Source organism: Moraxella sp. ZY200743 (assembly GCF_050885545.1).
In the GTDB taxonomy this organism is placed as follows: domain Bacteria; phylum Pseudomonadota; class Gammaproteobacteria; order Pseudomonadales; family Moraxellaceae; genus Moraxella; species Moraxella haemolytica.
Window position 1 is genome coordinate 1,569,419 of the sequence record NZ_CP091313.1, and the last position, 12,627, is coordinate 1,582,045.

A 12,627-nucleotide genomic window follows, 5' to 3' on the forward strand; every position below is an offset into this window, starting at 1 on the left:
TGATGATGATTGCAACGCTTGCATTAGGATTGGCAGAAAAACTCATCAATACAGCAATCCACACCGACCCCCTTGCCATCAAGCATCTACAAATGCTATCAGGCAAGACTCTGCGTATTGTCATAGACAAGCCAGAGCTTAGCGTTGATGTGTTGTTTTGTGATGATCATTTGCGTTTTGAACCTGTTAGTCAAAGTATCTTTGAGCCACAAGGCATGATTATCCACCCTGATTGCACCTTGCGAGTAACTGATGTGGGTAAGCTACCAACCCTAATGCAAAACCCATCAGGTAATTTACCCATTAAGGGCGACCATCAGGTACTACTGCAAATCAAAGAGCTGATATCATCTTTTAGTCCTGATGTGCTAGATAAGCTTGAGCATCTCATTGGTAAAAACGCCACCAGCTACGCTCACCTAGCTATCCAAGAATGCTCGCCGATTGTTATGCCAATTTTATCATCCATCAAATCTTTAATAATTGATGGACTAACCCCCAATAAAGCAAATACAGACAACCTTGATTCACTTATCCATCAAAAAAAGCAAGAATTGCTTCGCCTACAAAGCGACATTGAGCGTGAACAAGCACGCTTAAATGACCTACAAAACCAACCATCAAACTAAAGCCATGCTCATTCCCCATAAGAATCGCCTGTTAGCCCTATACCGAATCGCTGCCAAATACCGCCTAGACACACACTTTGACGAAGTGCCAGAACTTGCTCCGCTTGCACGACTCATTCGGATACATCCAGCCAGTATCGGTAAATCGCACAACCCCCTAGGGGTAAAGCTGGCTCTTGAAGAAATGGGGACCCTATTTTTAAAGCTAGGTCAGCTTTTATCCACTCGCTCAGACCTACTGCCACCAAACATCATCTCCCAACTGTCTTTATTACAAGACAAAGTTACCCCTTTTGACATCAGCACCTTAAAAGACAGCATTGAAGACCCCAAAGTCGGCTTGGGCAAACCCATCCATGAGCTATTTGCTCGCTTTGATGATAAGCCATTAGCTGCTGCCAGTATCGCTCAAGTACACACCGCTGCCCTGCCGGATGGTCGTGAGGTGGTTGTCAAAGTCGTACGACCTAATATCAAGGCGGTCATCATCAAAGACTTTGAGCTTTTAAGAGAGCTTGCTGCTTGGCTATCCGCTCGATTAGAGTCAGCTCGAGCTGTCCATATCGTTAGTATTGTCGAGGATTATCGGCAAATCATGCTCAATGAATTAGACCTAACCCTAGAAGCTACCAACGCCACTAAGATGCGTAATAATTTTTTGGGGTCAAAACTTATCTATGTGCCAGAAGTATATACCGCCAATAAATCAGTCATGGTCTGTGAGCGTATCTTTGGCGTACCCATTTCACAAACCCAAACCTTTGATTCTTTGGACTATGACAGAGCCGAGCTTGCCAAAAATGGTCTGACGATATTTTTTACTCAAGTATTTCGTGATAATTTCTTTCATGCTGACATGCACCCTGGCAATATCTTTGTAGAGACATTGCCTGATGGCGGTGCAGTCGCCCACCCTCGCTATTTGGGACTAGACTGTGCCATCATGGGACAGCTTGCCCCTGATGACCAGCTGGTTGTGGCACGCCTCCTGCTGTCAGTCATGAATGGCAACTACACCATGCTTGTGGACATCATCGCACAAGCAGGATGGATACCGCCGTCTGCTGATAAACACGCTTTAATTAAAGACATGGCACGCACAGTCAGCCCCATGGTCTCCAAACCAATGAGCGAACTTGACTTTGCAGGCATTTTATTTGAGATTTTAAATATTGCTCGCCGTCATCAGATGAGCATACCACCACAGCTAATGCTACTGCTCAAGACTCTTGTTCATGTTGAAGGATTGGGGCGTGAGTTGTATCCAGAGCTTGATATTTGGTCGCTCGCCAAGCCGATACTTACCGCATGGGTCAAAGATCAGCTTGACCCCGTCAAAAATCTCAACGAACTAAAAGCTAAAGCACCAGAACTACTACTATCCACCACCGAGCTACCCAAGCTACTTGGTCAAGGCATTCAATCTCTGGCAACATTAGGAGCAAGGCAGGATAAAGAGCTTAGAGAAATTCAAGCCCTAAGAGCAGATTTTCTTAATCAAAAACGCTATGATTGGATTGCCCTCGGTGGATTTTTTGGCTTAATTGCCATTGGGCTGACCGTGCCAATTTGGTGGGTGGGTATTCTATTTCATCTACTGGCGATTATTTTTGTGATTTGGCGGGTGTTGGTATAACAGACCTATCGCAAACAATAAATAGGTTGGTTAATAATCACAAGTATCCAATAACAAAGCTAAAGGGCGAGAATATCGCCCTTTTTGATGCCTTTTGCCATCTTTAATTCTTAAACACAACAGGTCGTTCGGCATTAGGATAATGATGCTCATGCTCAACATCGCATTCTTCGCCGATGGTATTGCCTTTATCGTCCTTTGGTTTTTCAATATAACCTGTGCGTTCTTCGGTTGGTAGATATTCATGCTCCCAAACCATGACCGCCTGCATACAAGTCTGTCGCTGTTCATCGGTTAATCGCACGCCATTTTCCCATTTGCCAATCTCAATGGCAGTGCGAAATTTAGCGACAATCTCAGGGTTTAGGCTATTTAAGATATCTTGTTTATTCATGATGGTCCTACGATTTAAGTTTTTAGTGAAAATTCTTCGCTATATAGATTCCAATTAAGCTTGGTGCGACACGCTTCATAAAAGTTGTAGCTTGGTGGATGTAGCAACAACAATGTCTTATCATGCTTGGTAATGAGTAGTGTTTGATCATTATCAAGTGGTGCTGATGCCTTGCCATCTGCTCCAACCATTGGTTGTGTGCGATTATCCTTATGGATATTAATGGCAATCTGACTGCTACCTGCCACCATAAGCGGTCTGCTTGATAGTGTGTGCGGATGCATAGGAACAAGACAAATCGCATCAATGGTCGGATGAATAATGGGTCCACCTGCCGAAAGCGAATAGGCTGTCGAGCCTGTAGGAGTGGATACAATCAGCCCATCTGCGTGCTGGCGATAGACATCATAGTCGTTAATTTTTAGTTGAAAATCAATGGTATGCACTGATTTGCCTGCGTGTAGCACCACATCATTCAACGCCACATCTTCATGAATAACAACATCGGTTGGCTTGCCATGTTCGTCATTTTGAACGATTTTAAAGGTCAATAAAAACCGCTCAACCAACCAGTACTCCCCATCTAAAACCTGTGTTACTCGCTCGGTCAGCTCATCAGGATTCACATCCGCCAAAAAACCCAACCGACCACGATTGATGCCAAGCACAGGAACATCGGTCCCTGCCATCACGCTTGCTACTTGAAGCATTGAACCATCACCACCCACTACGATGGCAAAATCGCAATGCTCGCCAATCTTCTGACGAGGCACAATCTTTAACTGATGACCATCCACTTTATCAAAATCTATCTGCAAGCCTTCAATGGCAGCAGTTTCTGTGTCAATCACAATTGATAAATCACGCTCATCAAGCAAATTGATGAGTTCATTTAAGGTTTCAACCACACTGCTTTTGCCAGCACGACCCAATAGGGCAATGTGGCGAAATGGCGGACGCTTTGGGTGATTGTTGACAAAATTGGACATACAATTCTAAGGTTAAATAAAGCATATGATACCAAAAAAGCTAGAAGTAGTACAATCAAAGTTTCAGACAAATCGTATAAAACACCACAGATAATCTCTTGATTTTTATAAAATCTGCTTTATAATCACAAGACATTCTTTTTTATCTATATTTTTGTATTTTAAGGAAAAAATATGGCAAATCCTATCGTAAGTCGCACCGAGCTTGCTGTTGGCGGTGTCGCCATGACAATTGGCGGTGTGGTCAAAAAAAGTGCGTTTTTGCTAGTATTGGCGGCTGTAGCAGGTTTTTCTGTGTTCTTTTATGCCTTAATGGGTGGTATTTCTATGAATATGCTATACCCATTGGCACTGGTCGGTCTATTCGCCGGCATGGGATTGGGATTGGCTAGTGCTTTTAAGCCACATCTTGCCAAAAATCTGGCTGTACCGTATGCCTTGTGTGAAGGCGTGCTACTTGGTGCATTTAGCACCATCATGTACACAAGATATCCAAGCGTGCCACTATCAGCCCTATCAGCAACATTTATTACCGCCGCTGTCATGCTAACCTTATACACCACAGGCATCGTAAAAGTTACTGAAAAATTCCGCTCAATTTTGACATCAGCCATCATCGCCATCGGTATTTTATATCTGGTACAACTTGGTTTTAGATTATTTGGTTCAAGCCTGCCACTCCTATTTGATGGTGGTTTGGTGGCAATCGGTTTTAGCGTTTTTGTTACTTTGATTGCATCATTTAGCCTACTGCTAGATTTTGATAATATTGAACAAGGTGTACAACATGGCGCATCTCGTGAATTTGAGTGGGTGTATAGCATTGGCATTTTATCAACGCTGGTTTGGATGTACATTGAGTTTTTGCGTTTGATTGGCTACCTACAAGACGACTAATCGCTTAGCTCATCAGATAAGCTAGACGCCTAACACAAAGCAATAAAAATCGCACCCCAAGAGTGCGATTTTTATTGTGCCATTTATCGCTTTAATCGCATGGCATTTGCCACCACAAACAAACTAGATATCGACATACCAATCGCCGCTAGCCAAGGCGGTATATAGCCCAATGCCGCAGGAATCAGTACAATGGCGTTATAAGCCAATGCCCAACGCAAATTTTGGCGGATAATCTTTTGTGTCTTTGCAGAAAGACTAAGTGCCTGAGTAATCGCCATCATTTTGCCACCCATTAGCACACTGTCTGATGACACCTGTGCCAAATCCGTCGCACCTGCCATCGCCGTTGAGACATTTGCTGCCGCCAGAACGGGTGCATCATTAATACCATCACCCACCATGAGTACCGTATATCCTGACGCTTGCAACTGCTTGATGTGACTGACTTTATCTTGCGGTGTCAATCCAAAATATGCCTGCTCAATTCCCAACGATTTTGCCACCTCCACAGCACTTGGATTGGGGTCGCCTGTGAGCATGATGGGTGTGATATTTTGGCGTTTTAGCTCATCAATCATTGCATGAGCATCTTGTCTGATGGTGTCATTAAAATAAAATCTTGCCACCGTTTGCCACTCACCCTGAATCATACAGGATAACAACACCGACATATTCGCCTGATATTTTCCAAGATTTTCTATCAACATGGTAGGCAGTGTGCCTTGTGGTTGCACAAACTGTTGATGACCAATGCGGTAACACACACCATCAATCCACCCCTCCACACCACCTGCCGTGTGGTGGATGCCATCTTTGACACTTGGCAAATGCAGTCCGTGAGCTGCTGTTAGTATAGCCCACGCCACAGGGTGTTTTGAGCCAATCTCAAGAGCGGCGGCGATTTTTAGAGCGTCCGTCTTATCAATGACGCTAACCGTCTCCAAAAGGTTCGCCTGCCCAAGCGTTAGCGTGCCTGTCTTATCAAAACAAGCATGGCTTACTTCCGATAAGGTCTGAATGGTATGCCCACGAGTCGCCAAAAAACCAAGCGATGCCAAACGATTGGTTGATACCGTCAAGGCTATCGGTGTGGCAAGACTTAAGGCACAGGGGCAGGTTGCCACCAACACCGCCACTGTCGCCCATAACGCCTCATGCTTATCAATAAACCACCACACCGCAAACACAAGACATGACAACACCAACACTCGTGCCACAAACCATCTTGCCATCTTATCCGCATCTTGAGCGATTTTTGGTTTTTCGCTCATGGCTCGATTCATCAGTCTGTCAATCAAAGAGATTTGGCTGTCATCAACCTTAGCCGTAACAAGCATGATAAAAGGCTGACTATCATTTTGAGCACCCCCCACAACCACATCGCCACGCTCCTTGACAATCAAATCACTCTCACCTGTTAGCAAACTCTGTGATACCGTCGCCGTCTCTGACAACAAAATACCATCGGTAACAATCTGCGACCCTGCATCAATACAGATGACATCGCCAATCTCCACCGACTGAGCAAGCAGTCTATCTTGGACTTCGCTTATCACTAGCTCTTGATTTGCCTGATGTTGTCGCCACCATGTATCAATGATGGATTTTTTATCATCTTGGCTTAGCGTGTCATCTTTAGTTAACTTAGCGACAAGATCGTTGTCATTAGTAATTTTTTGCACCAAAATGGGATTGATTACCACCAAATCAGATGCCATGTTTGATGCTTTTAGGCGAGCGTTATGTTCAATATAACGACCAGCCAACAAAAAGAAAATAAACATCGATACCGAGTCAAAATATGCTTCGCCTGTTCCTGTTAAGGTTGCATAGACACTGGCAGCAAAAGTGGTGATGAGTGCAATACAAACAGGCACATCCATGTTTACTTGGCGAGCCTTGATGGCATTATATGCCGATGCAAAAAACGGCACGCCTGAATAGAATAACACAGGTATGGTAACAAATAACGCCACATACCGCAGGAAATCTCGATGCTCCAACAAGATGCCTGTATATGCCCCAAAATACATACCAATGGAAAACATCATTGCCTGCATTGCCCCAAGTGCCGAGATTGCCAGACGAATCAGCATTTGCTTGTTTTGGCGTTTTAACATGGCTTCATGCGTATCTTGTCGATACGGCTTAGCATCATAGCCTACCGAGTGTACCGCCCTTAATATCTCACCAATACTACACCGATGCTCGTCCCAACTGACTCGCATACGCTGCTGAGTCAGATTGACCTGACACATTCGCACGCCATCTATCGCTCTTAAACGGGTCTCGATAAGCCAAGTGCACGCCGAACAGCGTAAGTTCGCCACCGATAATTCTGCGGTATTACCACCATCTTCTTGATAGACAAATTGTGCCTTAATATCATCATGATTATACGCATCAAAATTCATCACATCAGGCAGGCTAGCAGTTGGGCTAATCTCACGGCGGTCTAGATAGTACTGTTCAAGCTGTAAATCCACAATGCTTTGCGAGGCAAGCTGACAGCCCAAACAACACATCGGACGAGCTTTATTGAAAATCGTGGTATAAAAAGGCTCTTTTGGTAACACTTCACCACAATGAAAACACGCATCTGTAGGAGGCAGGAGTAAAGACTGAGAAATTTCATCATCAATCTTATTATCGATGGTCATAATCATTCCAAAACAATCTGAAAAATCAGCCTAAAAGACATTCAAAAGCAATAAAAATCACCCTTAAGGCAAACAAAATCTATTTAAAGCCTTGTATCATTATAGCACAGTTATTGCACATTCTTGATGAGACAAAGTTGGTGAATTTTGTACATACACCGGTACGATGTTTAGAAGAGTTAGGCAAAAACCATCATGCACGCCATCAATCATTTTAATCAACAATCAATTAGTACTTGATAAAATATCAACAAATCGCTAGTATGTTTATCTCATTGATTATAAAGGTCTGTTTATGCTCACTAAGCCCCCCCATCTTCCACACAGCCATTTGGACAACCACACTCCAAAACAACAGCAAGGCTCGGTTTTAGGCTTTATCGTGCTAGTGGTCGTACTCGCCGCCATGATTTTACTTGGGCTTTATGTATTTTATTTAAACAGTGTCATCATCAATAAATTTGAAAATCGTCGCTGGGATATTCCTGCAACGGTTTATTCTCGCCCACTTGAACTCTCACCCAATGCACCACTTAGTCAGACCGACCTTGACAGCTGGTTAAAACTACTCAACTATACCAAAAACAGCACCAAACAAGGTGGTTATCAACAGCAAGGGGCAACCTACACGATTTACACTCGTGGTTTTGATTATGGCGATGGCGATATAGAACCTAAGCAGACCATCAAAATCAGCTTTTCTAATGGGAAAATTACCAGTCTTCAGACCAGTCACCCCACCACCAAAGGCATGCTACGCCTAGAGCCTGTCAATGTGGGCGGTATTTACCCCCAAAACAATGAAGACCGTATCTTACTTGACAAAGACAGCTTGCCCAAGCACTTAATTGATGCACTCATCGCTACCGAAGATCGTAACTTTTATGAGCATCATGGGATATCCTTGCGTGGTACAGCTCGTGCAATTTTATCCAATCTGACAGGTGGTCAAAGACAAGGTGGCTCAACCATCACACAGCAACTTGTCAAGAATTTTTATCTAAATTCAGAACGCAGTTTAAAGCGAAAAGCCAATGAAGCCATTATGGCACTACTGCTTGAACTGCATTATGACAAAAATGAGATTTTACTTGCCTATCTTAATGAGATTAACTTAGGACAAAATGGCAATCGCTCAGTAAACGGTTTTGGGATTGCCTCACAGTTTTATTTTAACAAGCCTCTTTCTGAGTTGCGTTTAGACCAATACGCTTTATTGGTTGGCATTGCCAAAGGCTCTAGTTATTACAACCCAAAAAAACACCCAAAGCGTGCCACCGACAGACGAAACACCGTCTTGCATAATATGCTCACCATAGGAAAAATCAGCCAAAGTGAGTATGATAATGCCATCCAAAAACCCTTAGATGTGGTAAAAACTCCGATTATCGCCAAAAGTCGTTTTCCTGATTTTTTTGATGCCATTTCTCGAGAGTTAAAAGCATATTATAAAGAAGAGGACCTACAAAACAGAGGGCTTCGCATCATCTCAACGCTTGACCCCATCGCCCAAAATCATGCCAATAACGCCGTCATCAATGGCACAAAAAACCCCTTACAAGCCGCCTTGGTCAGTGCCAATCCTAACACAGGTGAGGTGGTTGCGTTGGTAGGTGGGCGTGGTGATTTTACAGGTTTTAACCGTGCCATTGACGCTAAGCGACAAGTCGGCTCATTATTAAAACCTGTTATCTACCTAACCGCTCTGCAATCGGGACGCTACAACTTAGCCAGCAGTGTCGATGATAGCCCTACTAACTACAACATTGATGGGCAGTCTTGGACACCAAGAAACTATGGTGGCATCTCACACGGAGCAACGCCACTAACCAAAGCCCTTGCCCACTCGTACAATCAAGCAGCGGTCAATCTTGGCATGGAATTTGGATTGCATAATTTTCAAAAACAACTACAAGCACTAGGCATCAACCAAAGTTTACCACCCTACCCATCAATACTACTTGGAGCGGTAGATTTGACCGCCATGGACATACTGGGTGTGTATCAGATTTTCGCTACAGGTGGTGTTAGTACACCATTACACACCATCAATAAAGTCATTGATGATAAAGGCGTCATACTCCAAAACAGCGATCAACGCACCCAAATTCGCCTATCGCCTGAAGCCACTTATCTAACCAACTATGCCATGCAACAGGTATTCACTCAAGGCACGGCAAAGGCGGGTAATTTTAACAGCTCTTTAAATCTGGCAGGCAAAACAGGCACAACCAATGACGGTCGTGATGCGTGGTTTGCAGGATATAGTGGTAATTATGTCTCGGTAGTCTGGGTTGGACTTGATAACAACAAACCCTTGGGATTGACAGGTAGCTCTCACGCCCTACCCATTTGGCGACGCTTCATGCAGTCGCTCAACCACACACCCGTCCAACTTGACCAGCCTAGCGGTATCGAATGGCAATGGTTGGATAATGGCACAGGTCTTTTGTCCCAAGAATACTGTCAGCACGCCGTACGACTACCCATCATCCGCCAGTACGCACCTGCTCAATACGCCAATTGCGTCATTGATGGATTTGGTAATGATGTGGCATATGTTGAAAATGGCTGGATAGATACAGACATGATTCATCAAGAGTATCACGATGGCTATGGCGAAGAGAGTGTCGCACCCCAAGAACATCGGCACGCACCAAATGAACAAATAGACTTAATAGAGAACGAGAGTATGGCATACTAAGCCAACCACCTTGTGATATATCCATCATGATGACTCAATGCCAAACAACATCGTGATACAAATGGCAATACCGCAAGCGACAAAGCCTGCCATATCTGCTATAATAACCAAAATCTATCACAAACTTAGCTCTCACTCATCAATTTAAGGCGAAAATTATGTCATGGCAACAACTACACCTACAATGTTCACAAGATAAAGTTGAGCTTGCCGAAGCTTTATTTTATGAAGAAGGGGCGGTTTCTATCATCCTAGAAGATGCAGGAGATGAGCCTTTATTTGAACCATTACCTGGTGAAGAGCCATTATGGGGAGATGTGGTCATGACGGCGATTTTTGACACCAACTCTGACGACCGTTTTGCTGGCACAGACTTTGAAGGCATGGCAAGTCGCATCGCTGCCGAAGTAGGTGCAACTCGTTTTTGGACAACTCGTCTTGATGATAAAGATTGGTCTCGTGAATGGATGGTTCATTATCAACCTGTTCAATGTGCAGGCAACCTATGGATTGTTCCTGAATGGCTAGACGCTCCTGACCCAACCGCCATCAATCTCATCTTAGACCCTGGTCTTGCCTTTGGGACAGGTTATCATGCCACCACTCGCCTATGCTTAGATTGGTTGTCAGCACAGGATTTAACCGACAAAATCGTCATTGACTACGGTTGCGGCTCAGGTGTGCTAGGTGTAGCGGCACTACTGCTTGGGGCAAAAGCAGTATTTGCGGTGGACATTGACCCACAAGCAATCTTAGCCACCACTCAAAACGCTAAACTAAATGGCGTGGCTGATAGACTCACCGTCTTTTTGCCAACCGAATTTAGCGACTATCAAAAAAGCCATCAGCTACAAGCAGATACCATTACTGCCAATATCCTAGCCAAGCCCCTCATTGAGTTTGCACCATATTTTAACTCACTCCTAAAAAATGGCGGTAGCATTGTGTTGGCAGGTCTAATCTCCAATCAGACCCAATCAGTCATTGATGCTTATACACCATATTTTACGCTTGATGATGCCTTTAATTATAAACATACAGACGATCATCATTGGCACCGATTATCTGGCATTAAAAAATAACACCACCTTACGCATCATCATATTGGCTTTTAATCTGGGCATTAAAAGCCAAATTTTTTTCTCTAATACAGGCTTAAGATAAGCAAAAGCACACCTAATGACCACCTGCTCAACTTATTGTATTTTTAATTTGTCTTTATCTTGCCAATCTGTTACAATTCATCAGAAAAACAAAACATTTTGTTTTTCATTGGTTCTTTTAATTCGTCTTATCTGCTGGACTACCAATGAAAACTTTTTTAGATAACTTCTTTTATCTTACCGAAAAAAACACCACCGCCAAGACCGAGCTCATCGCAGGCATCACCACATTTTTTACCATGGTGTACATTGTCTTTGTCAATCCGTCCATCTTGGGCGTTACAGGCATGGACACACAGGTCGTCTTTGTTACCACCTGCTTAATCGCTGCCTTTGGTACGATTGGTATCGGTCTATTTAGCAACCTACCCATTGCTCTTGCCCCTGCGATGGGGTTAAATGCCTTTTTTGCTTTTGTTGTCGTCTCAAAACTTGGCTACTCATGGCAAACAGGCATGGGAGCAATCTTTTGGGGGTCGGTAGGATTATTCTTACTCACCATTTTTGGGGTGCGTTATTGGCTGATGGCAAGCATTCCTTTGGGTCTGCGTGTTGGTATCAGTGCAGGCATCGGGCTATTCATTGCACTCATCGGCTTTAAAAACATGGGGTTGGTCGTACCAAATGAAGCAACACTTGTTACTGTGGGTAATCTACATTCACCAACACTCCTAATGGGCGTACTTGGCTTTTTTATCATCGTGGCAATGGCTGCCAAAGGTCGTCATTCTGGCGTACTTGTCTCCATTGTGATGGTTACCGCCCTTGCACTCATCTTTGATGATCATGTTCAGTTTACAGGGCAGATTCTATCCCTACCACCTGCCTTAACCCCTGTGGTCGGACAAGTGGATATCGTAGGGGCGTTAGATGTGGCATTACTCGGGGTTATCTTCTCGTTTATGCTCGTCAACTTATTTGATTCATCAGGTACGCTGATTGCTGTTACTGACAAGGCGGGTTTTGCTGATAAGGACGGCAAATTCCCCAAAATGAAACAGGCTTTATTGGTGGACAGCACCAGTGCCGTAGTTGGTTCATATATGGGTACATCTGCCATCAGTACTTATATTGAAAGTGGTGCTGGTGTATCAGTGGGTGGTCGTACAGGGCTGACAGCTGTCGTGGTAGGTGTTTTGTTTTTACTCACCATTTTCTTCTCTCCCTTGGCAAGCATCGTTCCTGCCTATGCCACCGCAGGCTCACTGGTCTTCGTTGGCATCTTAATGGCAAGCAGTCTTATTAAAGTGCGTTGGGAAGACTTGACCGAAGCCACACCTGCCTTTATTACGGCAGCGATGATGCCATTTACCTACTCCATCACCGAAGGGATTGCTTTTGGATTTATTAGCTACTGTGTCATGAAAATCGCCACAAATCGTTATAAAGAAATCAATGCACCTGTTGCTGTGGTTTCCTTGCTATTTATCATCAAATTTATCTGGGTAGGCTAAGTTAGCCAAGAACAGTCGCAAGCAAAAAGTCCAGCCATCATTGACTGGACTTTTTTTATTAACAGGCAAACAAGCCCATCTAGCACACAATAAAAACA

Annotated in this window: 9 protein-coding genes; 6 read left to right on the forward strand and 3 right to left on the reverse strand. The window is 44.0% G+C overall.

Translation table 11 applies throughout. The features are described 5' to 3' along the window. The first annotated feature begins 2 nt into the window (after positions 1 to 2). The gene (locus L3D27_RS07750; RefSeq protein ID WP_432480830.1) at positions 3 to 629 is read left to right on the forward strand and encodes an SCP2 sterol-binding domain-containing protein; all 627 of its coding nucleotides are present in this window, start codon (positions 3 to 5) and stop codon (positions 627 to 629) included. A 4-nt stretch (positions 630 to 633) separates the two neighbouring features. After that, positions 634 to 2,265, forward strand: coding sequence for an ABC1 kinase family protein (locus tag L3D27_RS07755; protein ID WP_432481895.1), 1,632 nt, complete (start codon positions 634 to 636; stop codon positions 2,263 to 2,265). 103 nt (positions 2,266 to 2,368) lie between these two features. Here the strand turns inward: L3D27_RS07755 and L3D27_RS07760 are convergent, their stop codons facing one another. Continuing rightward, complete coding sequence (locus L3D27_RS07760; protein WP_284673125.1) at positions 2,369 to 2,659, reverse strand: YeaC family protein; 291 nt, start codon at positions 2,657 to 2,659, stop codon at positions 2,369 to 2,371. Between the two features lie 14 nt (positions 2,660 to 2,673). After that, positions 2,674 to 3,648, reverse strand: coding sequence for an NAD(+) kinase (locus tag L3D27_RS07765; protein WP_432480831.1), 975 nt, complete (start codon positions 3,646 to 3,648; stop codon positions 2,674 to 2,676). Between the two features lie 174 nt (positions 3,649 to 3,822). Between L3D27_RS07765 and L3D27_RS07770 the strand changes: the two genes are divergently transcribed. After that, positions 3,823 to 4,545 carry a Bax inhibitor-1/YccA family protein gene (locus L3D27_RS07770; RefSeq protein WP_432480833.1) on the forward strand — a complete coding sequence of 241 codons (723 nt, stop codon included), beginning with the start codon at positions 3,823 to 3,825 and terminating at the stop codon, positions 4,543 to 4,545. A gap of 83 nt (positions 4,546 to 4,628) precedes the next feature. On the opposite strand, the gene L3D27_RS07775 is transcribed toward L3D27_RS07770, so the two are convergent. After that, the gene (locus L3D27_RS07775) at positions 4,629 to 7,208 is read right to left on the reverse strand and encodes a heavy metal translocating P-type ATPase (RefSeq protein ID WP_432480834.1); all 2,580 of its coding nucleotides are present in this window, start codon (positions 7,206 to 7,208) and stop codon (positions 4,629 to 4,631) included. A 295-nt stretch (positions 7,209 to 7,503) separates the two neighbouring features. Between L3D27_RS07775 and mrcB the strand changes: the two genes are divergently transcribed. From mrcB to L3D27_RS07790, 3 genes are all read left to right on the forward strand, one after another. Continuing rightward, positions 7,504 to 9,912, forward strand: coding sequence for a penicillin-binding protein 1B (mrcB, locus tag L3D27_RS07780; protein WP_432480835.1), 2,409 nt, complete (start codon positions 7,504 to 7,506; stop codon positions 9,910 to 9,912). 158 nt (positions 9,913 to 10,070) lie between these two features. Then, positions 10,071 to 10,994, forward strand: coding sequence for a 50S ribosomal protein L11 methyltransferase (gene prmA, locus L3D27_RS07785; RefSeq protein ID WP_432480836.1), 924 nt, complete (start codon positions 10,071 to 10,073; stop codon positions 10,992 to 10,994). A gap of 227 nt (positions 10,995 to 11,221) precedes the next feature. After that, positions 11,222 to 12,529, forward strand: coding sequence for an NCS2 family permease (locus tag L3D27_RS07790; protein ID WP_432480837.1), 1,308 nt, complete (start codon positions 11,222 to 11,224; stop codon positions 12,527 to 12,529). Positions 12,530 to 12,627 lie beyond the last annotated feature (98 nt).

Bases quoted from the DNA above. Each gene is read 5' to 3' on its own strand.
- L3D27_RS07750 (WP_432480830.1), top strand. From the start codon at position 3: ATGATGATTGCAACGCTTGCATTAGGATTGGCAGAAAAACTCATCAAT.
- L3D27_RS07755 (WP_432481895.1), top strand. From the start codon at position 634: ATGCTCATTCCCCATAAGAATCGCCTGTTAGCCCTATACCGAATCGCT.
- L3D27_RS07760 (WP_284673125.1), bottom strand. From the start codon at position 2,659: ATGAATAAACAAGATATCTTAAATAGCCTAAACCCTGAGATTGTCGCT.
- L3D27_RS07765 (WP_432480831.1), bottom strand. From the start codon at position 3,648: ATGTCCAATTTTGTCAACAATCACCCAAAGCGTCCGCCATTTCGCCAC.
- L3D27_RS07770 (WP_432480833.1), top strand. From the start codon at position 3,823: ATGGCAAATCCTATCGTAAGTCGCACCGAGCTTGCTGTTGGCGGTGTC.
- L3D27_RS07775 (WP_432480834.1), bottom strand. From the start codon at position 7,208: ATGACCATCGATAATAAGATTGATGATGAAATTTCTCAGTCTTTACTC.
- mrcB (WP_432480835.1), top strand. From the start codon at position 7,504: ATGCTCACTAAGCCCCCCCATCTTCCACACAGCCATTTGGACAACCAC.
- prmA (WP_432480836.1), top strand. From the start codon at position 10,071: ATGTCATGGCAACAACTACACCTACAATGTTCACAAGATAAAGTTGAG.
- L3D27_RS07790 (WP_432480837.1), top strand. From the start codon at position 11,222: ATGAAAACTTTTTTAGATAACTTCTTTTATCTTACCGAAAAAAACACC.